The organism is Solwaraspora sp. WMMD937, from assembly GCF_029581175.1.
Taxonomy (GTDB): Bacteria; Actinomycetota; Actinomycetes; order Mycobacteriales; family Micromonosporaceae; genus Micromonospora_E.
Genome location: NZ_CP120738.1, coordinates 1,924,937 through 1,950,424, shown reverse-complemented (window position 1 = coordinate 1,950,424; position 25,488 = coordinate 1,924,937). Strand labels below are relative to the sequence as shown.

The 25,488-nt window shown below is 72.7% G+C and carries 20 protein-coding genes; 9 read left to right on the top strand and 11 right to left on the bottom strand.

Annotation, left to right across the window (positions count from 1 at the left end):
* The first annotated feature begins 287 nt into the window (after positions 1-287).
* A complete protein-coding gene (locus O7621_RS08275) occupies positions 288-791 on the top strand; it encodes a SigE family RNA polymerase sigma factor (RefSeq protein ID WP_282233475.1) in 504 nt (167 codons plus the stop codon).
* Entirely contained in the window at positions 788-1,798 is a 1,011-nt protein-coding gene (locus tag O7621_RS08270) for a hypothetical protein (RefSeq protein ID WP_282233474.1), read from the top strand. Before O7621_RS08275 ends, O7621_RS08270 begins: the two co-directional genes overlap by 4 nt.
* 108 nt (positions 1,799-1,906) lie before the next feature.
* Here O7621_RS08270 and O7621_RS08265 read toward each other — a convergent pair whose 3' ends face one another.
* From O7621_RS08265 to O7621_RS08255, 3 genes are read right to left on the bottom strand one after another with little or no spacing between them, the layout of a single operon-like run.
* Positions 1,907-3,472 (bottom strand): aminotransferase class V-fold PLP-dependent enzyme, encoded by a 1,566-nt coding sequence (locus tag O7621_RS08265; RefSeq protein ID WP_282233473.1) that lies wholly within the window; start codon positions 3,470-3,472, stop codon positions 1,907-1,909.
* A 50-nt stretch (positions 3,473-3,522) separates the two neighbouring features.
* On the bottom strand, positions 3,523-4,860 hold the full coding sequence (locus O7621_RS08260) for an MFS transporter (RefSeq protein ID WP_348775292.1): 1,338 nt from the start codon (positions 4,858-4,860) through the stop codon (positions 3,523-3,525).
* Between the two features lie 4 nt (positions 4,861-4,864).
* Positions 4,865-5,167 carry an MGMT family protein gene (locus O7621_RS08255; protein WP_282233472.1) on the bottom strand — a complete coding sequence of 101 codons (303 nt, stop codon included), beginning with the start codon at positions 5,165-5,167 and terminating at the stop codon, positions 4,865-4,867.
* Between the two features lie 61 nt (positions 5,168-5,228).
* On the opposite strand from O7621_RS08255, the gene proB reads away from it, so the two are divergent.
* Together proB and O7621_RS08245 are read left to right on the top strand one after the other, a co-directional pair.
* On the top strand, positions 5,229-6,338 hold the full coding sequence (gene proB / locus O7621_RS08250) for a glutamate 5-kinase (RefSeq protein ID WP_282233471.1): 1,110 nt from the start codon (positions 5,229-5,231) through the stop codon (positions 6,336-6,338).
* A gap of 36 nt (positions 6,339-6,374) precedes the next feature.
* Positions 6,375-7,619, top strand: coding sequence for a glutamate-5-semialdehyde dehydrogenase (locus O7621_RS08245; RefSeq protein ID WP_282234497.1), 1,245 nt, complete (start codon positions 6,375-6,377; stop codon positions 7,617-7,619).
* Between the two features lie 35 nt (positions 7,620-7,654).
* Here O7621_RS08245 and O7621_RS08240 read toward each other — a convergent pair whose 3' ends face one another.
* The 5 genes from O7621_RS08240 to O7621_RS08220 all read right to left on the bottom strand — a co-directional run bounded on the left by O7621_RS08240 (position 7,655) and on the right by O7621_RS08220 (position 15,056).
* Complete coding sequence (locus O7621_RS08240) at positions 7,655-8,443, bottom strand: prenyltransferase/squalene oxidase repeat-containing protein (RefSeq protein WP_282234496.1); 789 nt, start codon at positions 8,441-8,443, stop codon at positions 7,655-7,657.
* Between the two features lie 126 nt (positions 8,444-8,569).
* On the bottom strand, positions 8,570-9,730 hold the full coding sequence (moeZ, locus tag O7621_RS08235; RefSeq protein WP_282233470.1) for an adenylyltransferase/sulfurtransferase MoeZ: 1,161 nt from the start codon (positions 9,728-9,730) through the stop codon (positions 8,570-8,572).
* 159 nt (positions 9,731-9,889) lie between these two features.
* On the bottom strand, positions 9,890-10,780 hold the full coding sequence (locus O7621_RS08230) for a DUF3152 domain-containing protein (protein WP_282233469.1): 891 nt from the start codon (positions 10,778-10,780) through the stop codon (positions 9,890-9,892).
* A gap of 208 nt (positions 10,781-10,988) precedes the next feature.
* Positions 10,989-11,906: a DUF3152 domain-containing protein gene (locus O7621_RS08225; RefSeq protein ID WP_282233468.1), complete on the bottom strand. Its 918-nt coding sequence runs from the start codon at positions 11,904-11,906 to the stop codon at positions 10,989-10,991.
* A gap of 144 nt (positions 11,907-12,050) precedes the next feature.
* On the bottom strand, positions 12,051-15,056 hold the full coding sequence (locus O7621_RS08220) for a hypothetical protein (RefSeq protein ID WP_282233467.1): 3,006 nt from the start codon (positions 15,054-15,056) through the stop codon (positions 12,051-12,053).
* Between the two features lie 236 nt (positions 15,057-15,292).
* On the opposite strand from O7621_RS08220, the gene O7621_RS08215 reads away from it, so the two are divergent.
* The 4 genes from O7621_RS08215 to O7621_RS08200 all read left to right on the top strand — a co-directional run bounded on the left by O7621_RS08215 (position 15,293) and on the right by O7621_RS08200 (position 19,837).
* Complete coding sequence (locus O7621_RS08215; protein WP_282233466.1) at positions 15,293-15,931, top strand: TetR/AcrR family transcriptional regulator; 639 nt, start codon at positions 15,293-15,295, stop codon at positions 15,929-15,931.
* A 66-nt stretch (positions 15,932-15,997) separates the two neighbouring features.
* Positions 15,998-16,222: a DUF3107 domain-containing protein gene (locus O7621_RS08210; RefSeq protein WP_282233465.1), complete on the top strand. Its 225-nt coding sequence runs from the start codon at positions 15,998-16,000 to the stop codon at positions 16,220-16,222.
* Between the two features lie 685 nt (positions 16,223-16,907).
* Positions 16,908-18,632, top strand: a complete 1,725-nt coding sequence (locus O7621_RS08205; protein WP_282233464.1) for a DEAD/DEAH box helicase — start codon at positions 16,908-16,910, stop codon at positions 18,630-18,632.
* Complete coding sequence (locus tag O7621_RS08200; RefSeq protein WP_282234495.1) at positions 18,629-19,837, top strand: SAM-dependent methyltransferase; 1,209 nt, start codon at positions 18,629-18,631, stop codon at positions 19,835-19,837. The genes O7621_RS08205 and O7621_RS08200 overlap by 4 nt, the downstream gene beginning before the upstream one ends.
* Here the strand turns inward: O7621_RS08200 and O7621_RS08195 are convergent.
* Positions 19,824-20,810 (bottom strand): hypothetical protein, encoded by a 987-nt coding sequence (locus tag O7621_RS08195; protein ID WP_282233463.1) that lies wholly within the window; start codon positions 20,808-20,810, stop codon positions 19,824-19,826. The genes O7621_RS08200 and O7621_RS08195 overlap by 14 nt on opposite strands.
* Positions 20,811-20,935: 125 nt before the next feature.
* Here O7621_RS08195 and O7621_RS08190 point away from each other — a divergent pair, with 125 nt between their 5' ends.
* The gene (locus O7621_RS08190; RefSeq protein ID WP_282233462.1) at positions 20,936-21,901 is read left to right on the top strand and encodes an NlpC/P60 family protein; all 966 of its coding nucleotides are present in this window, start codon (positions 20,936-20,938) and stop codon (positions 21,899-21,901) included.
* 49 nt (positions 21,902-21,950) lie between these two features.
* On the opposite strand, the gene O7621_RS08185 is transcribed toward O7621_RS08190, so the two are convergent.
* On the bottom strand, positions 21,951-24,197 hold the full coding sequence (locus O7621_RS08185; protein ID WP_282233461.1) for a DEAD/DEAH box helicase: 2,247 nt from the start codon (positions 24,195-24,197) through the stop codon (positions 21,951-21,953).
* A gap of 56 nt (positions 24,198-24,253) precedes the next feature.
* Positions 24,254-25,366 (bottom strand): glycerophosphodiester phosphodiesterase, encoded by a 1,113-nt coding sequence (locus tag O7621_RS08180; RefSeq protein ID WP_282233460.1) that lies wholly within the window; start codon positions 25,364-25,366, stop codon positions 24,254-24,256.
* Positions 25,367-25,488 lie beyond the last annotated feature (122 nt).

The following is a 25,488-nucleotide window of genomic DNA, read 5'->3' as shown; positions in this document are numbered from 1 at the left end:
AGCAGGCCCTAGCTGGTACTTGGCCTGGATTCATGTAGTCCAGGGTGGAATGGCAACGGTGAGTGCTACACCAGCCCTCGATCCCCTCGAAGATCGCCGCCCGTGCGGCGGCTGGCGTCGGCTCGCCCGGCGGTCCAACAGTTCCGTCTTGGCTGGAGCAAGATGCATCGGGTCGAGGATGCTGCTACCAGCGATGCGGGCTCAGCCACATCCGGACCTGCCGTGGTCAACAAATCGGCCCCGTGACCGCGTTTGAAGCGGTAGACACTCGGAGGGATACCAGAGCGATGACGTTCGAGGATTATGTGGTGGCGCGTGGTCCAGCGCTGGTTCGCCTGGCGCGGCTGCTCACCGGTGACTCCCATCGCGCGGAGGACTTGGTACAGGAAGCCCTCGGTCGAGCGTACGCCCGATGGTGGTCGATCAGCCGGATGGACCGGCCGGACGTCTACGTGCGGCGAATCTTGATAAACGTGAACTCGTCCTGGTGGCGACGCCGGTCCAGCCACGAGACACCGGTGACGTCGGAGCTGATGACCGCCGCGCTCGACCGCTCGGCCGCAGGCCGGGTAGGCAGCGACCTGAGCACCGCCGCCGCAGAACGCGACGCGATGTGGCGGCTCATCGCAGCCCTCCCGCCACGACAACGGGCTGTCCTGGTGCTCCGCTACTACGAAGATCTGGACGACGGCACAATCGCCGAGATCCTCGACTGCACTAAGACCACGGTCCGGACCCACACGATGCGGGCGTTGGCGGCGCTGCGCACGCAGCATCCGGTCAACAAATGACGAGGAAGGCCGAACCCATGAATGACGTTGAGGAACTTCTCACCGAAAGTCTGCAAAGCCGCGCCGCCGGCGAGGTGGACGGCGCTGCTCTGCTGGAGCGGGCCAGCTCGCGTGGTCGCGCCTACCGGCGTCGGCGCCGTTTCCTGGTCGGAACGGGGCTCGCCACGGTCACGGCGATCGTCGTCGCTGGCGTGTCCGCCGGAATAGCTCGCTGGCCGGTCGGCGGCGACACCTTCGCACCCGGGGCCGGAGTCATCAGCGCACTGCCCGAGGCGACTGGTGAACCCGGTGCTCGAACCGACCCGACCCGCGTCGGTGCCGACGCCAATCTGGTCCACTTCGACGCGCCGGAACTCATCACCGCCGCGCGCCACTTCGACTGGACCAGCGGCGACGGGTACGAGCAATTGGAGGTAGGCGTAGGCGAGCAGGATCTGGTCTACGCCGCGATCGGACACGACATGGCCGTCCTGGACAGTATCGAGCGCCAGAATGACCTGGGCGTCGTCACCCGAGAGCAGCCAGTGCAGGGTCTCTGGCTGCGGGTGCAGGCCCCGGACGACACATACGCACGGCAGGTGATCGCCGCTCTCGATCTCAACCGGGCACAGCGGATCGTATTGCCGTTCCAACTCGGCACCCTGCCGGACGGAACCCGGATAGTCCGCGCATCGGTGGGCTTCATCGACGGCCGGTACGCCGACGGAGGGGTTGTGCTGGAACGGGAGGGGGCCGACCGGATGGAGGTGCAAGCTCAGTACGCGCCGGGTCAGTCGGGCAATGCCGGACGGGCCAATCATGTGGTCGGTGGCCGGCAGGCATTCCTGTACCCGGGCCGAGACGAGGTGGAGTTGCTCGGTCTGCCGAACCTGAATCTCAGCGCCCGCATCGGCAAGGGCAACCACCAGGGGTTCAGCATCCAGGATGTCGACCTGATCCTTGCTTCGGTGCAGGTGGCAACCGACGTGGACGACATCTCGACCTGGCCTCAGACCCTGGTGCGCTGACGCATCGACCACCGGCGCAGAGGCCATCGATGTGAGGCTGAGCAACGTCGCCTCGCTCGGGATGGGTGTCTTAAGCCTCACATCGAGGTGGCGACCGTGCCGGATGGATCAGTAGCTGGGGCGCTGCAGCAGGCTGAGGAACTCGATGAGCAGCTGCTCCCGCACCCCCGGTGGAGCGAGATCCAGCACGGTGTTGACCACCGCCATCCGCTCCGGCAAAGGAGGCCCAGCAGGGCCACCCAAGCCGAGTTGGCCGGCGAGTGCGCCGACAACGTCCGGAGTAGGGACCGTCCCAGGTGACGCCGACGACCCTGACGAGCCAGGCGATCCCGGCGACGCCAGTGCGGCGAGCATGGTGGCCAGCTCAGGCGGCACCGTCACCAGGCCATGGGCCTGCGCGGCAGAAACGGCATCAGCCAAGGCAGGAGCGAAGGACGGTGCTTCCTCCGCCACTGACGCAGCGACGCTCAAATGGATGCTGGCCGGGATGTCGCCGTACGACATTTGGGGTTGGGTGTGCCAGCCGCGCGCCGCCAACTCGTCGGCCAGGACGAACACGTCGACAACGCCGGAAGTGTCGCCTGCACCGCCCCCGGTGTCAGCGGTGAAGCAGACGACCGTGGACTCTGGCTCGGCGAGCAGCCGTACGCCGTCCGTCGCCCGGACCGCGTCCGCCAGCACGTCGACGGCGGCCATGGTGCGTTCCGCCAGGGCCAGGTAACCGGCCTCACCCAAGTGGCGCAGGACGGCGTACGCGGCGGCGATCGGCCCACCGGAACGGGTGGACGACACCCCTGGGTTGATCATCGTGTAGCCGGGCCAGTCGGCGTACGCGAAGTACTGCGGGCGGCGCAGCGACGGATCCCGGTGCAGCAGCACCGACACCCCCTTCGGCGTGTACGCGTACTTGTGCAGGTCAACCGAGATCGACGTCACCCCGGGCACGGTGAAGTCGAACGCCGGCACCGGCCGGCCCAGCCGCCGCAGCCACGGCAGCGACCAGCCGCCGAAGCAGGCGTCCACATGGCAGCGCACCCCGGCCACCGCCGCCAATGACGCTATCTGCTCCACCGGGTCGATCACCCCGTGCGCGTACGACGGGGCCGAGCACGCCACCAGCACCGTGTCCGGGCCGATCGCCGCCCCGACATCCGCCGGATCCGGGCGCAACGTGACCGGCGACACCGGCACGGTGTCCACCCGTACGCCGAGGTAGTGGGCGGCCTTGGCGAACGCGGCGTGCGCGCTGGCGGGTACCACCATGCGTGGCTGGGTCACCTCCGGCCGGGCGTCCCGGGCCGCCTTGACCGCCAGGATCAGCGACTCGGTGCCGCCGCTGGTGACACTGCCGACGACCTCCGGCGCACCGGACTCAGCGCCGCCGGAGGCCGAGCCGCCGCCGACCGGGCCGCCGCCGAGCAGGGCTGCTGCCGCGCCGACCAGGGCGTTCTCCATCGCCAGCAGCGACGGGAACGCCGTCGGGTCCAGCCCGTTGACGTGCGCCGACAGCCCGTACGCGGCGTGCGCCAACTCGTCGAGCCCGGCGACCGCCGGATCGTAGACGTAGGCGAACAGCCGTCCGCCGTGCGTGGGCGCGTCACCGGCCCGCAACGCCCGGATCTCGTCCAGCACCTGATCACCTGGTACGCCGTCGACCGGCAACGCTCCCGCCATGGCGGTCACGCTAGCTCAGCGCGACGGCGGTCCTGCTAGCGTCATCCCCGTTACCCTGACGCCGTGACCTGGGCAAGCTTCTCCTCGGTCAGGTCGTAGCCGCGCAGCAGCAGCACCGGCACCGCCACCAGGATGGCCGGCAGCAGGGTGAAGCCGAGCAGGACACCGAGCCGCGCCGACGTCGGCTGGGCCGCGTCGACTCCCGCCTGCGACGACACGTAGCCGGAGACTTGCAGCACCAGGGCGTAGATGCCGGGGCCGAGCGCCAGCCCGAACGTCTCCCCGGCCGTCCACAGCCCGGTGAACACCCCGGCTTGCCGCCGACCGGTCCGGGCGGTGTCGTAGGCGACACAGTCCGGCAGCATGGCGAGGGCGAACACCTGCTGGCCGGCGTACCCGGCACCCATCGCCGCGACCAGCACGTACACACCGACTGCCGGCAGGACCAGGGCGGTGGCCAGCACACCGGCCGCCCCGGCGAGCAGCAGTGACGCGACCACCAGGGCGCACAGTTTGCCCCACCGCTTACCGGCCCACGACCACAGTGGCATCACCAGCAGCGCCGGCCCGACGAAGCAGCCGAACAGCAGCGTGGTCCCCAGGTCCGGCGAGTCGAGGATCTGGCCGGCGAAATATTTCACCCCGGCGAGGACGGTAGCGATCCCCGCCGACTGGATCACGAAGCAGGCCAGCAGCAGCCGGAACGGCCGGTTGCCGGCGGCGACGGCGAGCTGGGCGCACAGCGACGGCTCGCTGGCCTGGACCGATCCGGTCGGCGCGCCGGCCGTACCGGCGAAGACGCCGAGCGTGCCGGCGACGATCAACGCGGCGACGAAGACGCCCATCCAGCGGTGCCCGGTGATGCCGTCGCCGCCAGCGGTGACGACCAGCGGGGCGAGCGTGCCGGAGATCAGGATCGCCACCGCCAGGACCGCGATCCGCCAGGTCATCAGCCGGGTACGTTCCTCGTACGAGTCGGTCAGCTCGGCCGGCATCGCCACGTACGGCACCTGGAAGAACGCGAACGCGGTAGCGGTGACCAGGAACGCGACCGCCACATAAAGCGCCGGGCCGGCACCCGCGCCGGTGCCGGACGGGGCGGCGAAGATCGCGGCGAAGCCGGCCGCCAGGGCCAGGCCACCGACAAGCAGGTACGGCCGGCGGGCACCCCAACGGCTGCGGGTCCGGTCGGATATCCGCCCGGCGACCGGGTTGACCAGCACGTCCCAGGCTTTCGGCAGTAGCACCAGCAGACCGGCCAGCCCGGCGGCGACGCCCAGGTTGTCGGTCAGGTACGGCAGCAGCAGCAACCCGGGTACGGTGCCGAACGCCCCGGTGACCAGCGAACCGGACGCGTACCCGAGGCGCACCCGCTGCTGGACGGCCATGCCGTCATGGGTACCAGGCGGCGGCTTTCATGTCGACACCGTCACCGCGCAACGGGCAACCCTCGGCGCGCAGCAACGCCCGCGCCCGCTCCTCGTGCCCTGGCGGCAGCCGGCCGGCCGAGGAAACCACCCGGTGCCAGGGGACGGCGGAGCCGTGCCGCGCCATGATGTTCCCGACCAGGCGGGCAGAACAACGCCCGGAAAACTCAGAGAGCGCATCAGCGACCGCCCCGTACGACATGACCTTCCCAGGTGGGATGCGTTCGACGAGCGCCAGCACTTCCTCCACGTACTCCTGCGGGGTCACGCGCGCCACGATATGAGATCTCGGGCCAGGCGTCGCCGGGCAGGGAAGCAGAATGGGGATCGTGCGTGCCGCAGTTACCCAGGCGAAGCGGGTCGTCGTCAAGATCGGCTCCTCCTCCCTCACGACAGCGGAGGGCGGCCTCGACGGCGACCGGGTCGACGCCCTCGTCGACGTCCTCGCCTCCCTCACGAACGACGGACGGGAGGTCGTGCTCGTCTCCTCCGGGGCGATCGCGGCCGGGCTCGCGCCGCTCGGGCTGACCCGACGCCCAAATGACCTGGCCACCCAGCAGGCGGCGGCCAGCGTCGGGCAGGGCCTGCTGATCGGCCGGTACGCCGCCAGCCTGGCCCGGCACGGTCTGACGACCGGCCAGGTGCTGCTGACAGTCGACGACGTGACCAGGCGGGTGCACTACCGCAACGCGTACCGGACGTTGCGCAAGCTGCTCGACCTCGGCGCGGTCCCGATCGTCAACGAGAACGACACCGTCGCCACCGACGAGATCCGGTTCGGCGACAACGACCGACTGGCCGCCCTGGTCGCCGCCCTGGTCCACGCCGACCTGCTGGTGCTGCTCTCCGACGTCGACGCCCTCTACACCGGCGACCCGGCGAAGCCGGCCAGTGAACGGATCACCGAGGTACGCGACGCCGCCGACCTGGCCGGGGTGGCGATCGGCAGGGCCGGACGGGCCGGGGTCGGCACCGGTGGCATGGTCACCAAGGTGGAGGCGGCCCGGATCGCCACCGGATTCGGTATCCCGGTGGTCCTCACCGCCGCCCCGCTCGCCGCCGAAGCCTTGCGCGGTGACACCGTCGGCACCCTGTTCCACCGGGTGGAGCGCCGGCCCGCTGCCCGGCTGTTCTGGCTGGCACACGCCACCGCCCCCCGGGGCCGGCTGCACCTGGACCCCGGCGCGGTGCAGGCGGTGGTGGCCCGCCGCAAGTCGCTGCTGCCGGCCGGGATCACCGCCGTAGACGGCACGTTCACCGCCGGCGACCCGGTCGACCTGGTCGACGCGGCAGGTGCGCCGGTGGCCCGTGGGCTGGTCAACTACGACGCGGTGGAGTTGCCGACGCTGCTCGGCCGGTCCACCGGTGAGCTGGCCGCGGCACTCGGGCCAGGATATGAGCGGGAGGTCGTGCACCGCGACGACCTGGTACTGCTGTAGCGGACATGTGAGGAGACGACGACAATGAGCGCGAGCGTGAGCGTGACCGAGCAGGCCAAGCGGGCGCGGGTGGCCGCCGACGAGCTGGTCACCGCGACCCGGGCGGCCAAGGACGCCGGGTTGCTGGCGATGGCCGATGCGCTCGTCGCCCGTACCGCCGAGATCGTGGCCGCGAACGCGGCCGACCTCGACGCCGGACGGGCCAACGGCCTGTCGACGGCGATCCTGGACCGCCTGGCGCTCAACGAGCAGCGCATTGAGGACATGGCGCAGGCGTTGCGGGAGATGGCCGGGCTGGCCGACCCGGTCGGCGAGGTGGTGCGCGGCTCGACGCTGCCCAACGGGCTGGAGCTGCGGCAGGTGCGGGTGCCGTTCGGGGTGGTCGGCATCATCTACGAGGCGCGGCCGAACGTGACCGTCGACGCCGCCGGGATCTGCCTGAAGTCGGGCAACGCGGCGCTGCTGCGCGGCTCGTCGTCGGCGGCGCACTCCAACGCGATCCTCGTCGAGGTGCTGCGGGACGCACTGGCCGGCGTCGGACTGCCGGCCGACGCGGTGCAGCTGTTGGACGCCTCGTCGCGCGACTCGGTCAAGGAGCTGATGCGGGCGCGCGGCCTGGTCGACGTGCTGATCCCGCGCGGCGGGGCGGACCTGATCCGCACCGTGGTCGAGGAGTCGACGGTGCCGGTGATCGAGACCGGCGTCGGCAACTGCCACGTGTACGTCGACGCCGCCGCCGACCTGGACAAGGCCCTCGCCGTGGCGGTCAACTCGAAGACGCAGCGGCTGTCGACCTGCAACACCGCCGAGTCGCTGCTGGTGCACGTGGACGTGGCGGCGGCGTTCCTGCCGAAGCTGCTGAAGGAACTGCGTAACGCGAATGTGACCGTGCACGGCACCCCGGAGGTCGCGGCGTTCTCGGCCGACGTGGTGCCGGCCACCGACGACGACTTCGCCACCGAGTACCTGTCGGCGGACATCTCAGTCGCCGTCGTCGACTCACTCGACGCGGCGGTGACGCACATCAAGCGGTACGGCACCGGGCACACCGAGGCGATCGTCACCGACTCGGCGAGCGCCGCCCGTGAGTTCGTCGCCCGGGTCGACGCGGCCGCGGTGATGGTGAACGCGTCGACCCGGTTCACCGATGGCGGCCAGTTCGGCTTCGGCGCGGAGATCGGCATCTCCACGCAGAAGCTGCACGCCCGTGGGCCGATGGGGCTGCCGGAGCTGACCTCGACGAAGTACGTGGTCACCGGCGACGGCCACCTGCGCGGGTGACCCCACCCGACGGCGGGTGCGCACCGGGAGGCCGGTCAGCGGCAGGCGCGGATCGCGGCCAGGACGACGTGCACCTCGAACGGGTCGCCCGCGTCGCTGTCCCAGCCTCCGTCGCTGCGCTGGGTGGCGGCCAGCCGACGGCGGGCGTTGGTGAGCAGCCAGTCGTCGTCGGCCAGGCCGGCCCGGCGCAGCGCGGCGGCCAGCTGGGCGACGTCGCCGGGGGCCATGGTGGCGAGCCGGTCGTTGAGCACCACCTGCATCCGGGCCGACTCGTAGAACATGGTCTGCCGGTAGAGGGTGGCGGCGGCCAGCCAGCCGGCCAGCAGGTACGACGGCCAGGTGCCGTCCGGGCGCATCTGGGCAGCCAGGTAGTGGGCGGCGCGCTGCGCGGCGGCGCGGTGGCCGGGGTCGCCGGCGCCGTCGGTGTCGGCGACGCTCAGCCAGTAGCCGGCGTTGGCGGTCAGGTAGTAGGTGGCTTCCGGGTCGCCGGGCCGTGCCCAGTCGGGTGCCTCAACGGCCAGGCTCTCGTCCTCTTCCCAGCTGCCGTCGGCCCGTTGCCGGCCGGCCAGCCAGTCGAGCGCCTTGCGGGCCGGTGGCCGGTCGAGCGCACCGAGGTCGTCCAGTTCGGCGAGCCGGAAGCAGGTGGCGTCGACCGAGGCGACGTCGCCGGCCCAGAAGGCGGGCCAGCCGCCGTCCGGCGCCTGCCCGACCTCGGCGCTGGTGAGTGCGTCGGGCTGCGGGGCGGTCCCGGTCCGCAACCAGGACAGCCGGGCCCGGTCCACGGTGTCGCCGTGCGCTACGACGAACCCGATGGCGGCATCCATATCGACCACGGACGACAGGCTACCGCCGGGTCCGCCGGTCCGCCTCGGTAACTCAGTCAAGGTCAACTAGCCGGCCGGTGACCGGTGACCGCCGGCCAGGGAGGCGGGCGGTCACCGGCCGCTGGATCAGTAGCTGGGCAGCGACGGGTCGATCTGCTTGACCCAGGAGAGCACCCCGCCCTGGACGTGCACAGCGTCGGCGAAGCCGGCGGCCTTGACCGCGGCGAGGGCTTCGGCCGACCGTACGCCGGACTTGCAGTGCAGCACGATCTGCCGGCCCTGGGGCAGCTTCGCCAGCGCCTCGCCGTTGAGGAACTCGCCCTTGGGGATCAGCGTCGAGCCGGGGATCTTGACGATCTCGTACTCGGCCGGCTCCCGGACGTCGACCAGGAAGAAGTCCTTGCCGGCGTCCTGCCATTCCTTCAGCTCGCGGGCGGTGATCGTGGAGTCGACGACTGCCTCCTCGGCCTCGGCCGACACGGCGCCGCAGAAGTCGTCGTAGTCGATCAGGCCGGTGATCGGCTCGCCGTTCGGGTCCTTGCGGATCTTGATGACCCGGTAGGTCATCTCCAGGGCGTCGTAGACCATCAGCCGGCCGAGCAGCGGGTCACCGATGCCGGTGATCAGCTTGATCGCCTCGGTCACCATGATCGATCCGATCGAGGCGCAGAGCACGCCGAGGACGCCGCCCTCGGCGCAGGACGGCACCATGCCGGGCGGCGGCGGCTCCGGGTAGAGGTCCCGGTAATTCGGGCCGTGCTGGTCCCAGAAGACGCTGACCTGACCGTCGAACCGGTAGATCGACCCCCACACGTACGGCTTGCCGAGCAGTACGCAGGCGTCGTTGACCAGGTAGCGGGTGGCGAAGTTGTCGGTGCCGTCGAGGATCAGGTCGTACTGGCCGAAGATGTCGAAGACGTTGTCGTTGTCCAGCGACACGTCGTGGATCTGGATGTTGACGTACGGGTTGATCTCCCGCACCGACGACGCGGCCGACTCGGCCTTGGACCGGCCGATGTCCGACTGGCCGTGGATGATCTGGCGCTGCAGGTTCGACTCGTCGACGGTGTCGAAGTCGACGATGCCCAGCGTCCCGACACCGGCCGCGGCCAGGTACATCAGGGCGGGTGAGCCGAGCCCGCCGGCGCCCACGCAGAGCACCTTGGCGTTCTTGAGGCGTTTCTGGCCGTCGACCCCGACATCCGGGATGATGAGGTGCCGCGAGTAGCGGCGGATCTCATCGACGGTCAGCTCGGCGGCGGGTTCGACGAGCGGGGGCAACGACACGGTGAACTCCCCGGGATCGGCAATGCTGGCTGCGCTATTGTTGCTCGCTTCGCGCCGACTCGGCCATGAGTAGCGACACCGCCCGCCATCCGGGATCCGGGAATAGCCGTTCCCCGTGCGGATCGGCACCTGGCACTGTCGCCCGGTCACGGCCATCGGTCAGGTCATCGGCGGGCCGGCGTACCGCCTGCCGTCCAGGTACGGCCAGCCGTTGGCCACGCAGCCCTGCATCCCGTACGTCTGCTGCTGCATCACCGGAGCGGGTCGGCCGGGTGCCGGGCAGAGTTCGTGGCCCATGCCGAACTGGTGACCGACCTCGTGGTTGACCACGTAGGCGCGGTACTCGGCGAGCGTTCCGTCGTAGTGCGGTACCGCCTCCAACCAGCGCGCCAGATTGATGATCACCTGACCGGGCAGCCGGCACGAGGTGTACTTCTCGGTGGTCAGCCCTCCGAGCGCGCACATCTGCTCCGAGGTGCCCGGGGTGGCCAGGTAGATGGTGAACTCGGCGGCGTCGAGCCGGGGCACCCGCTGCAGCCGGAACTGCCGGGAGGCGATCCAACTGCGTCCGTCGCCGAGCGTCGCGTCGACGATCGCCGCGAACTCGTCGGCGCGCTGGCCGGTCCCGTCCTCGACGGCGACCCGGAACCGACGGAGTTCCCCGGCCCAGCCGAGCAGTGGGCCGGTCCCGGTGAGGTAGCCGAACGTACCCGGCCCGGTCTCCGGGTAGCTGGCTGGCGACGGTGCCGGTGGCAGACCGGCGCCGTCCGACGGTGCGCTGCCGGCGGGTGCCACCCCGCCGCCGGGGCCGGGCTCGTGTACCGCCGCCGCCAGCAGCCCGGTGGCGCCGGAACCGGCTCGTAGTACATCGGTGACGATCAGCGCCGCCGCCATCGTCACCAGGATGAGTGCCCCGGCCCGGCGGCGTCGGCGACGCGCCGCCCGTCGACGCTCCGGCCGGTGATCCCGCTGACGGTCCGGCCCCTGGCGGTCCGGCCCGTTGCCCGGCCGGCGGTCCGGCTCCTCGGTGACTCGTCGTCGGTCGTGCATCGTGGCCCGCCCCTCATGGCGTGCTTCGCCACCCGCGCCGGTCGGACTGGTGCACGACAGGGGGCGAACCGGCGCGAATCCCTGGCCTGACCTGCCCAGATTGTCACGGCATGTCGGTAAGGCCCGAACGACGCGCGGGGACCATCGGTTCAGGGATTCAATCCGACCGTACGCCCCGTATCCTCCGCCGATCCGCTGAGCGCCCCGGTCACAGCGGGGGACCGGCGTACCGCTCACCAGCCAGGAACGGCCACGGGTTCGCCACACATCCGTTGAGGAACAGGGTCTGCTGCATCATCACCGGGGCCGGTTCGCCCTCCCCCGGGCAGCGCTCGTGGCCGTGGCCCAGCTCGTGGCCGACCTCATGATTGATCACGTACGCCCGGTAGACGTCGAGCGGGACCTCGCCGCTGACGTAGTGGTCGACCGAGAACCGCCAGCGGTCCAGGTTGATGATCGCCTGGCCCTGCGCCCGACACGAGGTGTACGGCTCGCCGTCGATCCGGATGTCCACCCAGCCGGCCTGGCACATCCGGGCGGCGGTCTGCGCCGTGGCCAGGTAGACGGTGAAGTCGTGGCCGGCCTGGTCGGGCACCCGCTGCAGGCGCAGCTGACCGCCGCCGATCCAGCTCCGTTCGTCGGAGAGCAGCTTCTCCACCGCGTCACCGAACGCCTCGACGTCCTCCTCGGCGCCGATCTCCACGGCCACCCGGTAGCGGCGCAGCGTGCCGGACCGACCGGCGATCTTCCCCTGCTTCGTGCTGAAGTCGAACTCGCCGCTGCCAGCCGACGGCGCCGTGCCGGACAGCCGCAGCACCGGCGCGGGTGGCGCGGTCGTCGGGGGCGGGCCGGTCGTCGGGGGCGGTTCGACGCTGGACGTCGCCGCCGTGGTGTCGCCGGGCGGCGCGGCCACCGCGTCCCGATCGCCGCCCACTCCGACCCGGGGCAACGCGAACCCGATCGCCGCCAGCCCGAGCACGGTCACCAGCACCGCCGCCAGCACCGGCCACCGCAGCCACCGTCGGCGGGTACGCGACGCGCCGCGCCGCTGCCGGCGGTGCGCCGACCGGCTCCGTGCCCCGGTCGGGTGGTCACGGCGGGTCGGGCGGGTACGGCGGTCGGACATCGCTGACCAGCGTGCCACAGCCGACGCCGGTCCGGGCACCCCGGACCGGCGCGTCGGTCCGGGCACCCCGTCCCGCCGACCGGGCCACTGAGCGACCAGTCAGGCGGCCGGACCCCTGCGGATCAGGCCGCAGGTGCGTGTCGATCAGGCCAGCAGAGCGTCCAGTCGCCGGTTGACGGCGGCGAGTGTGGCTCTCACCACAGCCTGCCGCGGATCCCCCGAGACGACTGCCGAGCCGGCCAGCTGTTCCACCCAGCCACCACAGGCGAGCAGTACGACGACCACCGCCACCTCACAGCCGCCCATCGGCACCACGGCCGCGTGCTCGACGATGCACCGTCCCCGGTCCGCCGCGCCGGCCGGACCAGCCAACAGCTTCTCGATCGACGAGGCGGCGGCCACCGCGCACAACCGCAGCACGTACCCGTCGACCGCCGGCCCGGTCGCCACCCCGGACGTGGTCCGCTGACCGGCGGTCAGTCGCACCTCGACAGTGGCGTCCACGCCGAACGTGCTGACCTGGACGTGGTCCAGCACGACCCGGGGGCCGGGCCGGCCACCCGGGTTCAGCGGCCGGGGCGGCCCGCTCTCCGGCGCGGTACCGGCCGGCTCCAGGCACGGCACAGCGGATGTCGCGGCGGCCGCACCCGCGTCCCGGGGCGGCGGGTCGTCCTGGCCGGGGCGGGGACCCAACGGCTGACGGCGGCGGCGCGGTACGTCCGCCGGTTCCGGGGCGACCCAGCCGGGTATGCCGCCCGGCGCCGTCGGCGGCGGTGCCGTCAAGCCCGGCGGCCGACTCGGCGCCGGCGGATCGGCGCGGCCGGACAACGCCGGCAGCCCGTGGTCGGGTTCGACACCCGGCAGGTTCTGCGGGGCCGCCGCCAGGCCCATCCGTTCCTGGAGCAGGCGCGCCACCAACCGGCTCACCTCGGCCGGGTCGGCACCCTCGGCCAGATCGAGCCGGAGGCTGTGGGCACCGGCGTCGGTGGTCCGCAGCGAGGCGTCCCGGACTCCGCCGACGCCGCGTACCGCTGCCAGGATCGCTCCGACGTCGAAGCCTTCCGGCCGCTCCTGTGGCTGGTCGACGACGTCGCCTCGGCGCAGGTGGGACGCGATCCGCGCGAGTTCCGGCGTCTCCGCCGCGTGTTCGACCGGCGGCAGCTGCTGTGGCACGGTCGGCACGTCCGGGTCGGCGGGAACCCGCTGCGGCAACGCGTCCAGCGCGGCAGCCGCGATGGGGGTGGTGGACAGATCCGCCGGATGTTCGACCGGCGGCAGCGCACCACCGGCCGGCTCGGCAGTGACCGGTGCCCCAGGCGGCTCCGCGGGGACCGACACGCCAGTCGGCCCGGACGCCGTCGCCTCGCCCGGTTCGTCGTCCGCGCGGCGGGACACCGCCCGGCGGCGGGGCATCAGGTCGTCGGCATCCCCGCCGCTGTCGCCCTGGCCGGGCCGTCCCGGTCCGTACTGCCCGCCGGCGGGAGCCGTCGGTTCGTACCGGGGCTGGCCACTGACCGGCCGGTACCCGGCGGCCTGGCCCAGGTCGGCCGGGCGGTCGGGGCGCCACGGCACCTCCTCCGGCACGGTCGGCGGATCTGGCATCGCCCAGCCCGACTCGCCGCCCGCCGCGCCCGGCCAGCCGCCGCGGTCGTCGCCGCCCCAGCTCGGTGGCGGCGGACCGGACCAGCCGCTGTCAGCCGTGGCGGTCCGATCGTCGGTCCAGGCCGACGGCTCGGGGTCGTCCCGTTCCGCCGGGCCGCTCGGCCCACCGGCCGCCTCGGCCGCCCACACCTGACCGCCGGATTCCGCGGCCGCCCAGCTCGAATCGGTCGGCCCGTCCGTCCAGCCCGGCTCCGACGCCGACCAGTTCTGCCCGTACGACCAGTCCGGATCGCCGGCCGGGGGCCCGGAGGCCGACCCGGAGGGCGACCCCTGACCACGCTGGATTCGCTGGCCCGCCTCGTCGCCGGAGGGCCGGTCCCAGGCGGCGGAGCTGGTCGGTCGCGGCCATTCACCGGTGGCGCTCTGTCGATGCCACTGGTCGGCGACCGGTGCGGCGCTGGTCGGGACCGGCCGTCGCCACTCGTCGGTGGCACCGGGCCGGGGCCATCCGCCGGTCACCTGCCGGGACCACGGCCCGCCAGCACCTGGACCGGGCCATTCACCGGTCGGTTGCCGGAGCGGACCGGCGTTGGACGGCTGCCCAGCAGGCTGTGGCGGTGCCGAGGCGAAGTCATCGGGTCGGGCAGGGTCGTCGCGTCCGGCAAGGTCATCGTGTCCGGCAGGGTCATCGGGTCGGGCGGGGTCGTCACGTCGGGTGGGGTCGTCACGTCGGGTGGGGTCGTCACGTCCAGCTGCGTCCGCCGTACGGCTGGCGGGGCCGCCAGCAGACCGGTCGGCCGGCGCGCCCGGGGGGCCGGGCCGGTCGGGCGACATCCCGGGCCGGTCGGGCGGGAGGTCAGGCTGCTCGGGCGGGAGGTCGGACTGCGCGGTGCGCTGCCGGTCGGGTTCGACCGGGCGGCCGTCGGGCTCGGAACGTTGCCCGCCGGGCCGGCCGGTCGTCGGTGGTTGGAAACCCGGTGGGGTGCCGGGGCGGGTCTGCCGGGCGGGCGACACCGGTGCCGCCGAGGCCACCGGCACCGCGCGCAGCGGCGCGGTCGGCACCACCCGGGCCGTCTCCTGCCAGCGGGGCGGCGGGTTGACCGGCGTCGGGATCGGGCGTGGGTCGTCACCGCCCCGGCGCCCGGCGGGGCGGCCAGCTGCGGGTGGGTCGTGCGCAGGTCCACCGGCCACCCGGGCGGTCGGCTCGTCGTCGGCTCGTCCGGTGTCCGTGCCGCCCGGCTGAATCGACTCGCCGGCCGGCGCGGGGCGTGGGGTCGGTACGACGGTCTCGGCCGGCCCGGAGACCGGTCGGCCGTTGACGGCTGTGGCGCGGCTGTTGTCGGTGCTGCGGGAGCCGCGGGTGGCTGAGCCGCCGCGCGGCGTCCGGGTGAACGGCAGCACCTCGGCGTACCGGGACGGCGGGTCGGCCCAGTGCGGGCCGCTCACCGGTTCGTCGCGGGCGGCCCAGCCGGCACCGGCATGGTCGGCGTCCGGCTCGACCCCCGAGCCGTCCGACCACCGGGTCGGCGACCCTGTCCAACTGCCCATGCCCTGGTCACGACGGTCTCGCGGATCCGCTCCGCCGTCCTCTGGTCCCGGTGCAGCCCCGCGGGGTCCACCTGATTCGTCCACCGTGCGCTCCTCGGTCGCCCCCGCTGAGGCTACCGTGTGCTGACAGTGGCGATAAGTTGCAACGTCGGGCCAATTGACCGGCCAGGTGATATGCACTGATCGTTTCGTCTCATCGCCGACCAGATGGCCGCGACCGGACTCGGAGGTTCGACATGACCGCTGCGTCGAGCGACGCACAGACAGGCGGCCGACCGGCCCGGATGCCGCGGTCCGCCCGCCGCAAGCAGCTACTCGCCGCCGCCCAGGAAGTGTTCGTCGCACAGGGTTACCACGCGGCGGCGATGGATGACATCGCGGAGCGGGCTGGCGTGTCCAAGCCGGTGCTTTATCAGCATTTTCCGGGCAAGCTGGAGTTGTATCTGGCGCTGCTCGACACGCACTGCGACGCCATCATCGCCAAAGTGGCCGCCGCGATGGCCGCGACCTCCGACAACAAGGAACGGGTCAGCGGGGCGGTGCAGGCCTACTTCGACTTCGTCGACGAGGAGAGCGGCGCCTTCCGGCTGGTCTTCGACTCCGACCTGCGCAACGAACCGCTGGTACGGGCCCGGGTGGAACGCGTCGAACGCGAGTGCATCGCGTCGATCACCGACACCATCATCTCGGACACCGGGGTGAGCCGGTCCCGGGCCGAACTGCTCGCCTCCGGGCTGGTCGGCGCGGCCGAGACCGCCGCCCAGTTCTGGCTGGCCGGTGGTCGACAGGTGCCCAAGGACGAAGCCGAGTCGTTGCTCGCCGCGCTCTCCTGGCGGGGCATCGCCGGGTTCCCGCTGCAGGGCGAGGCATCCTGACCACAGCGCGTCCGCATCGGCTAACCTTCGCGTTGGCGTTGTTTTCGCCCACCTCAAGGAGGACCCGTGGAGGTCAAGATCGGCGTGCAGTACGCGCCGCGCGAGCTCGTTCTGGACAGTGCCCAGTCACCGGCTGAGATCGAGCAGATCGTGACCCAGGCAATCATGACCGAGGGGACTCTGTCACTCACCGATGAGCGCGGCCGCCGGGTCATCGTCCCGGTCAGCAAGATCGCGTACGTCGAGATCGCCGAGGCCGCTCCCCGTTCGGTCGGCTTCACCGTCCGCTGACCTGACCTGGCCGGGCCGGCCCCGGAGCCGCCAAGCCAGCTGTCGGCTCCCGGCTGCCGGTTCCCCGCCACCGACCGCACCGATCCGGATCGGTTCACCCTGATCCGGATCGGTCCGCCCAGAGCACCCGCCAGATGGCCGCGCGGGTCACGACTGCGGCTCGGCCGCGGGGCCGTCCGGCCGACACCGCCGACGACCGTGCCGTTCGTCACTGCCGCCGCGCCTGCAGCACCCCGGTGGCGTGACAAGAACCACAGCTGAGTCGTCGGTCCGGCCACCGGCGCCGAGGATCTGCACGTCGACGCGGACCGTCAGCTACCATGGTCAGCAATGCTGCGGCCGTCGAGGATGCTCGAGCGGGGTTCGCGGCGCGCGTGCGGCCCGCGACCTGTCGATCGCGTGTGGCCAGCGCCGTCAACTGACGCACTGCGGCACGCCGCAGACAACGCGTCGCCCCGGCATCGCGACGGCACGTCGCAGCACCCGCACCGCACCGACGCGACGTCGGTGCCGACGACCATCGGACGCGCCGGCTCGGCGCGCGACACAACCGGAGCCCTTCCGGCACCGGCCACAACCGGCGCGCACCGTGCGCACCGCACAACCGGCGCCGTCGCGGCGCCGCATCCGACACGCGCCCTCAGGAACAGGCGGGGCGCACCACGAGAGGCACCCCCGACACCTGATGACTGAGATTTTCGATCACAACGCCGGTGACGAGCCGGCGAAACGCCCACCGGCACGGCCGGACAGCCCCACCTTCGCCGACCTGGGTGCCCGCCCGGAGACCGTGACCGCTCTCGCCGAGGTCGGCATCGTCCACGCCTTCGCCATCCAGGAGTACGCCCTGCCGATCGCGCTGCGCGGCAGCGACCTGATCGGCCAGGCCCCGACCGGGACCGGCAAGACGCTCGGCTTCGGCGTACCGCTCATCGACCGGGTGCTCGCGCCGGCCGAGGGCGGTGACGGCGTGCCGCAGGCACTGGTCGTCGTCCCGACCCGCGAGCTCGGCCTGCAGGTCGCCAAGGACCTGGCCGCCGCCGGCAGCACCCGCGGCGTGCGGGTGCTGCCGATCTACGGTGGCGTCGCGTACGAGCCGCAGATCGAGACGCTGCGTTCCGGCGTGGAGATTCTGGTCGGCACGCCAGGCCGGCTGATGGACCTGGCCAAGCAGAAGAAGCTGCGGCTGGACCGGATCCGGGCGCTGGTGCTGGACGAGGCCGACCGGATGCTCGATCTGGGCTTCCTCGACGACGTCGAGCGGATCCTGGCGATGCTGCCGGAGGACCGGCAGACGATGCTGTTCTCCGCCACCATGCCCGACCCGATCGTGGCCCTCTCCCGGCGGTTCCTGCGCCACCCGGTGACCATCCACGCCGGGCACACCACCGAGGCGGGCGTTCCCCCGCTGACCCGTCAGGTGGTCTACCGCACCCACCCGATGAACAAGATCGAGATCGTCGCCCGGATCCTTCAGGCCGAGGAGCGCGGGCTGACGATGATCTTCACGCGTACCAAGCGGGCGGCCGACCGGGTCGCCGAGGACCTGGACTTCCGTGGCTTCGCGGTGGCCGCCGTGCACGGCGACCTCGGCCAGGGCGCCCGGGAACGGGCGCTGCGCGCCTTCCGTACCGGAAAGATCGACATTCTGGTGGCCACCGACGTCGCCGCCCGCGGTCTGGACGTCTCCGGCGTCACCCACGTGATCAACTACGACTGCCCGGAGGACCAGGACACCTACACCCACCGGATCGGTCGCACCGGCCGGGCCGGCGCGACCGGGGTGGCGGTGACCTTCGTCGACTGGGAGGACATGACCCGGTGGCGGATCATCGACAAGACCCTCGGGCTGGAGATGCCCGAGCCGCCGGAGACGTACCACACCTCTGAGCACCTCTACGCAGACCTGGACATCTCCCGCGACGTCTCCGGCACGCTGCCCAGCGCCGACCGTACCCGCGCCGGGCTGTCCGCCGAGGTCGAGGAGGACCTCGGCGGCCGCAGCGCCGGTCGACGGCGGCGCGGTGACGGCGACGGCCGCGCCGAGCGCGGTGCACGCGGTGACAGCCGGGGCCGCCGGTCATCGCGGTCGCGCCGCTCCGCTGCGCCGGACGACACCGACCGGTCCGCCGCCACCGCGACGACCGCCGGCGAGGACGATGCCCCGACCAGCCGCCGGCCACGTCGGCGGCGGCGCGGCGGCCAGCTCGTCGACGGCGGCGCCGGCACCGACTCCGGTACGGCGTCCACCGGCGGTACGGAGATCACGGCCGCCGCCACGTCGGACGGCGGCTCGGGCGGTTCGACGCGCCGCCGCCGGCGCCGCCGGGGTGGCTCAGGCGGAGCCGGCCGGGCCGAGCAGGTCGGCGGTGCCGGCCGGGCCGAGCAGGGCACCGGCGGCGAAAACTGACTCGGTCCCTCGCCGACGCCCTCGACGACGTCCGGGCGCTGCTGCTCAGCCCGCAGCTCACCCGGGCGGTCGCCGCCGGGCGTCGGCGCACCGCCGCCCCGTCGGTCGTTCGGGCCGAGCTCCGGCCGGTCGCTCTGCGGGCCGGTACCCATCTGCAGATCGTCACCAACGACGGCACCCGGCCGTTGACCCGTAACCTGCCGCCGGGTGCCCCCGCCGAAGCAGCGGTCGACCAGCTGCTCGCCGAGCCGTTCGGCAACTGGCACGTCGAGACCAGCACCAGCACGCTGCAGCTGCGGGTGACGAAGAAGGGCACGGCGCAGGTGCACCGGTCGACCGCCGACCGGGCCGACACCGGCCCCGGCGACCACGACCGGGCCAAGCGGTACCTGCTGGATCCGGACGACCCGCTGTTCGCCGCGATCGGCGCCAACGCCGCGAAACGCCGCCAGGTCGACGCGTTCCTACGGGCGCTCGCCGCCACCCTGCCCGACCCACTGCCCGCCGGGCCGCTGCACGTCGTCGACCTGGGCTGCGGCAACGCCTACCTGACCTTCGCGGCCTACCGCTACCTGGTCGCCCGTGGCGCGCAGCCGGTGGTGACCGGCGTCGACGTCCGCGAGGACCAGCGGCGACGCAACACCGCGCTGGCCGACCAGCTCGGCTGCGCCGGGCAGGTCCGGTTCGTCGCCGGCACGATCCGGCAGGCACCGGTCGAGCCGGCAACGGACCTGGTGCTGGCGTTGCACGCCTGCGACACCGCCACCGACGAGGCGCTGGCCCGGGCCGTCGACTGGCAGGCCCGGTGGGTGCTGGCCGCGCCCTGCTGCCACCACGACATCGCCGCCCAGCTGCGCCGGCAGCCGGCACCGCAGCCGTACGGGCCGCTGGTCTCCGCCGGCATTCTGCGGGAACGGTTCGCCGACGTGCTCACCGACACGCTGCGGGCGACCCTGCTCCGGGCGTACGGCTACCGGGTGGACGTGGTCGAGTTCATCGACTCCCAGCACACGCCGCGCAACCTGCTGCTGCGGGCCCGGCGCGGCGGCGTACCGGACCGGCGCGAGCAGCACCGGGCCTACCGGGCGCTGGTCGACCAGTGGGCGGTGACCCCCCGGCTGCAGACCCTGCTACCGGCGGTGCCGGACGCCGCCGGGGCGGCGGTACCCGACGCCGCCGGGGCGACCGTGGTCAGTCGACCGTGACGGTGAACTCGGCGGTGTGCACCTCGCCGGCCACCTGGAAGTCCAGGAACAGCCGGTAGTCGCCGGAGCTCGGGGCGGTCAGCCAGAACTTCACCGCACCGTCGACCAGCTCGGCCTCCGGATGCACGTGCAGGTAGCCGAGGTCGCCGTCGCGCAGCGCGACCAGATGCCCGTACGCGCCGAGATAGGGCTCCAGTGTCGGGGACCGGCCGGCCCGGCTCACCTCGAACAGCAGCGGCGTGACCACCCCGCGCTGCGCGACCCCACGCATCCGTACGGTGAAGTCGTCCACCTCGGCGGTGTCGGCGGCGGTCGGCAGGTCGGCCGGCAGGTACTCGCCGGCCACCGCGAGGTCGACGCCGAGCGTCAACGCGACCGGCGTACCGCCGGAGTCGCGCAGGGTGAAATCGGTGTAGAGCCGCCAAATGCCGGCGGCAGCCAGCCGGACCGGGACGCTCCAGGTGCCGTCCGGTGCCATCGTCGGGTGCAGATGCTGGTAGCCGGTCAGATCCCGACGGGCGATGATCAGGTGCATCGGCTTGTCGTGCACCACGTCGAAGGCGGTGACCGGCCGCTGATCGGCGTCGATGATCTGGAAGCGCAGGTCGACCTGCTCGCCGACCGGCAGCTGCCGCCGCACCGGCACCAGGGTGTAGCCGCCGGCGCTGACCGACAGGCCGGACACCTGGTCACCGCCGTCGGTGCCGTCGGTGCCGTCGTGCACATGCGGTGTGGTCCCGGGCGGGTGGGTGTGGTCGGCCGCGCCGGCCGCGTACTGGGTGCCGATGCTGGTCGGGGCGGTCACCGCCCGGCCCAGGGCGAACCCGGCGAGCATCGCGAGCACGACGGCGGCGACCCCGGTCGCCAGCCGCACGGTGGACGTCCCCGGCCCCGCCGGGTCTGCCTGATCCGTCGACTCAGCCGGGTCTGTCGGGCCCGTCGGATCGCCGGCACCGGTCACTGTTTCTCCCACCTCGCCGACGGTAGTCGCTACTGGCCGGCGACGCCTCGGCCGGGTCGTCGGCTGGTCGCCGGCTATGTCGTCAGCCGTGGCTTCCGCAACGTACCGTCGTTGTACCATCCGTGACCGTTAATAGCTTGGCAAGTAGGGCAGCCGCCCTCGTCACCGCTGTAACCGCCACGTTGCTGCCGGCTCCGGCCCAGGCGCAGGCCTCGATCGCCGAGTTGGACCGGCGGATCGACCAGGCGGCCCACCAGTTGGAGACGGTGGTCGAGCAGTACAACGAGATCCGGCTGGACCTGCGCCACAACCAGGAACGCGCTGGTGGACTCGGCGAAACGATCATCGAACTTGATCGACAGCTCGCGGCCCGACACGATCAGGTCGGCCAACTCGCGGCCAGCAACTACCGGGTGAACGGCGCCCGACCCGTCGCCACTCTGCTGTCCACCGCATCGGCGGAACACTTCGTCGACCAACTGCTCATCGCCGACGTGATCAACCGCGACAACGAGCGGACGATCGCCGGGCTGCGCGACACCCGGGACCGCAGCGAAGCGGCCCGCCGGGCGGCGAACGCGCTGATCGAGCAGCAGTTGCTGCAGCAGGAGCAGCTGTCCGCGACGCAGCGGCAGATCGAGTCGGACATCCGGGCGCTGACCGAGCTGCGGGACCGCCAGCAGGCACTGTTGGACCGGTCCGGCGCCGCCACCGCCGACCGCAGCCCGGCCGACCCACTGCCCGAGGCGGCGACCGGCAGCGCGGCCAGCGTCGTCGCCTTCGCCCACGCCCAGCTCGGCAAGCCGTACCGATGGGGGTCGGCCGGGCCGCACTCGTACGACTGCTCCGGGCTGACCTCGGCGGCTTGGGCGAAGGCCGGGGTGCAGCTGCCACACAACGCCCGCCGGCAGTTCGGCACCGTCACCCGCATCGGTCGCGCCCAGCTCCGCCCCGGTGACCTGGTCTTCTTCTACAGCAACGTGCAGCACGTCGGGATCTACATCGGGGCCGCCCAGATGATCCACGCGCCGCGGCACGGTGAAGTGGTCCGCGTCGACCGGATCGACCGGATGCCGATCAAGGGCTACGGCCGGCCGGGCTGACTCGGATCAGGCTGACCGGGCCGGGCGACCCCGTCCCGCTCGGACCGGGTCAGTTCGTGGTGGCGAGGGCGAACGGCAGCACCGCCGGGGCGCCGGAGCGCCGCAGCAGCCGGGCCACGGCGGTCAACGTCCAGCCGGTGTCGACCAGGTCGTCGACCAGCAGCACCGGGCCGGTCAGCCCGGACAGCGCCGCGGCCAGCTCCGGCGGTGCGGCGAACGCGTCGTGCACGGTCCGGACCCGTTGCGCGCTGTTACCCCGGCCCTGAGTCGACGGCGGCTCGGCCCAGGCCGGCTCGACCGAGCCGAGCAGCGGCAGCCGACCGACCTCGGCGATCCGTCGGGCGGTGCTTGCCACCAGCTCCGGGCGGGTCCGGGAGGCGACCGCCACCACCCCGACCGGTCGGGCCGGCCACGGTTGGGTGCCGCGCGCCCACTCGCGGAGCACGTCGATCACCGCACCGGCGACGTCGGCCGGCAGCACGGTGTCCGGCCGGCCGGCGGCGAGCAGGTCCCGCAGCCGGCTCCCCCAGCCCAGGTCGGACAGCCGCCCGACGGCCCGGCCGGGCAGTGCCTGCTCGTCGGGGCCGATCTTGCCGCGCAGCGGTACGCCGACCGCCTCCAGCCCGGTCGGCCAGAGCTTCTTCGGAGGGATTTCCACTCCGGCCCGGCCGAGGAAGGTCTCGGCGGCGCGCAGCGCGTCCGGGCTCACCTCGGACGGCAGCCACCCGCCGGCGCAGCGGTCGCAGCGCCCGCACGGCTGGGCCTGCGGGTCGTCCAGGCAGTGGCGGAGGAACTCCATCCGGCAGCCGGGCCGGCCGGCCGGCGGCGCGGTGTCGGCCGGTACCGCGTACTCCTGCATGATCTGCTGTTCGGCGGTGCGGGCCTGGGCCACCCGGTGCAGCCGGGCGGCGTCGTAGTGCCATGGCGCGCCGGTGGCGACCCAGCCGCCGCGCACCCGGCGTACCGCGCCGTCCACGTCTAGCACCTTGAGCATCAGTTCGAGCCGGGTGCGCCGCAGGTCGACGATCGGCTCCAGGGCCTGGGTGGACAGCGGACGGCCGGCGTCTTCGAGGGCGGCGAGCACCGAGCGCACCTGTTCCTCGCGGGGGAAGGCCAGTGACGCGAAGTACCGCCAGATCGCCTGGTCCTCGGGGCCGGGCAGCAGCACCACGTCGGCGTACCGGTCACCGTCCAGCGCCCGGCCGGCCCGACCCACCTGCTGGTAGTAGGCGATCGGCGACGGCGGCGCGCCGAGGTGCACCACGAAGCCGAGGTCCGGCTTGTCGAAACCCATGCCGAGCGCGGACGTCGCCACCAGGGCTTTGATCTTGTTGTCCAGCAGGTCCTGTTCGGCGGCGCGGCGTTGCGCGTCGTCGGACTGGCCGCTGTACGCGGCGACGGCGTAGCCCCGGGAGCGCAGGAACTCGGCGGTCTCGGCGGCCGCCGCGACGGTGAGCGTGTAGACGATGCCGGAGCCGGGCAGCGTTTCCAGGTGGTCGGCGAGCCAGCCGAGCCGGTGCGCGGTGCCGGGCAGGTCGAGCACGGCCAGCCGCAGCGACCGGCGGTCCAGTGGACCGCGCAGCACCAGCGTGTCGCCGAGCCTGCCGGCCTCGCCCTCGCTGGTGGCGCTGGTGGCGTCGAGCTGTTCGGCGACGTCGTCGGTGACCCGGGTATTTGCGGTCGCGGTGGTGGCCAGCACCGGCGTGCCGGGGCGCAGCTCGCGCAGGAAGGTCCGGATCCGCCGGTAGTCGGGGCGGAAGTCGTGCCCCCAGTCCGACACGCAGTGCGCCTCGTCGATGACCAGCAGGCCGGTGGTAGCGGCCAGGCTGGGCAGCACGTTGTCCCGAAAGTCCGGGTTGTTCAGTCGCTCCGGGCTGATCAGCAGTACGTCGACCGCGCCGGCCCGGATCTCCGCGCTGACGGTGTCCCACTCGTCGAGGTTGGCGGAGTTGATCGTGCGGGCCTGGATGCCGGCCCGTTCGGCGGCGGCAACCTGGTTGCGCATCAGCGCCAGCAGCGGCGAGACGATCACCGTCGGCCCGGCCGACGCGGTCGGCACCGGCCCGGCCGGGGTGGCCGGGCCGGTGCCGGCGCGCAGCAGCGCGGTGGCGATGAAGTAGACCGCCGACTTGCCCCACCCGGTGCGCTGTACGCAGAGCACCCGCCGCCGGTCGACGACCAGCGCCTCGATGGCCCGCCACTGGTCGTCGCGCAACGTCGCGCCCGGCCCGGCCAGCCGGTGCAGGATCTGCTCGGCGCGGTCGCGCAACTCGGCCCGGTCCGGCGTATCGGTCATCGGTGGACGGTAGCAAGGACCGGCGGAACCGACCGGCCGGCGGCCCCGGGCCGGGCTCAGCGGGTGGCGGCGCGGACCGCCACGGCGGTGTCCGGATGGTCGGCGAACAGTCCGTCCAGCCCGAGTCCGTAGAACAGTTCGTACTCTGCGGTGATGTCGCCCCGGGCAGCCGGGTCGGCACCGATGCGGTGGTCGGCCGGCAGGAACTGGTTCTCCGCCCGGAACGTCCAGGCGTGCACCGCCAGCCGGGCCCGGTGGGCGTCGCGGATCAGCGAGGTCGGGGCCAGCAGCGCGCCGTCGGCGTCGCGCGGCACGATCAGGTCCTTGGTGGGCCCGATGGCGTCGGCGTACCGGCTGATCCAGGCGAGCCCGTCCGGGGTGGCCAGGTCGGCGTAGCCGCGCGGGTCACCGGCCACGACGAAATCGTACGGCCGGCCGCTGCCGCCGAGCAGCTGCACCAGCCGCACGTCGGTCATCCGGCTCAGCTTGCGCAGGTTGGCCGTCTCGAAGGACTGGATGAACACCGCGTCGGTACGCCGGGTCAGCTTGTTGCGTCGCAGCGTGTCGACCAGCGGCTCCTCCAGGGGCAGCCCGATCGACTGGAAGTAGGTGGGGTGCTTGGTCTCCGGGTAGATGCCGATGGTCCGACCCAGCCGCCGGCTCTCCGACCGGGCCAGGTCGATGACCTCCTGCAAGGTCGGCACCGCGAACTCACCGTCAAAGGCCGTGTTGGTCGGCCGGACCTGCGGCAGTCGCTCCACGGCCCGCAGGGTACGCAGCTCGGCCAGGGTGAAGTCCTCGGTGAACCAGCCGGTGACGGATCGCCCGTCGATGGTCTTGGTTGCCCGCCGGTCGGCGAATTCGGCGCGGTCGGCGACGTCGGTGGTGCCGGAGATCTCGTTCTCGTGCCGGGCGACCAGCACCCCGTCGGCGGTCGACACCAGGTCGGGCTCGATGTAGTCGGCGCCTTGACGGATCGCCAGCCGGTACGCCTCCAGGGTGTGCTCCGGCCGGTAGCCGCTGGCCCCTCGGTGCGCGATGACCAGTGGTTTCGACTCGGCCTGCGGCTTGCCGCGGGTCGCCGGGTCGGTAGCGGTGGCGGCGGACGGGATCGCCATGGTGGCCAGCAGGGTGCCGGCGAGCAGCATGATCGGCAGAGTACGCGACAACGTCGTCTCCTCACAGGGGTTCCCGGGCACGGTCGGGCGTCAGTGAAGACGCCCCAGACGACGGGCGGGAGACCGGTGGGCGACAGGCGGACGGTGACCGGTCGACCACTACATGAATGTCA

Coding starts and splice junctions, on each gene's coding strand:
- O7621_RS08270 (WP_282233474.1), top strand. CDS start 788: ATGACGAGGAAGGCCGAACCCATGAATGACGTTGAGGAACTTCTCACC.
- O7621_RS08265 (WP_282233473.1), bottom strand. CDS start 3,472: ATGGCGGGAGCGTTGCCGGTCGACGGCGTACCAGGTGATCAGGTGCTG.
- O7621_RS08240 (WP_282234496.1), bottom strand. CDS start 8,443: ATGGATGCCGCCATCGGGTTCGTCGTAGCGCACGGCGACACCGTGGAC.
- O7621_RS08185 (WP_282233461.1), bottom strand. CDS start 24,197: ATGACCGATACGCCGGACCGGGCCGAGTTGCGCGACCGCGCCGAGCAG.
- O7621_RS08260 (WP_348775292.1), bottom strand. CDS start 4,860: ATGGCCGTCCAGCAGCGGGTGCGCCTCGGGTACGCGTCCGGTTCGCTG.
- O7621_RS08275 (WP_282233475.1), top strand. CDS start 288: ATGACGTTCGAGGATTATGTGGTGGCGCGTGGTCCAGCGCTGGTTCGC.
- O7621_RS08230 (WP_282233469.1), bottom strand. CDS start 10,780: ATGCACGACCGACGACGAGTCACCGAGGAGCCGGACCGCCGGCCGGGC.
- O7621_RS08220 (WP_282233467.1), bottom strand. CDS start 15,056: ATGGGCAGTTGGACAGGGTCGCCGACCCGGTGGTCGGACGGCTCGGGG.
- O7621_RS08205 (WP_282233464.1), top strand. CDS start 16,908: ATGACTGAGATTTTCGATCACAACGCCGGTGACGAGCCGGCGAAACGC.
- O7621_RS08215 (WP_282233466.1), top strand. CDS start 15,293: ATGACCGCTGCGTCGAGCGACGCACAGACAGGCGGCCGACCGGCCCGG.
- O7621_RS08225 (WP_282233468.1), bottom strand. CDS start 11,906: ATGTCCGACCGCCGTACCCGCCCGACCCGCCGTGACCACCCGACCGGG.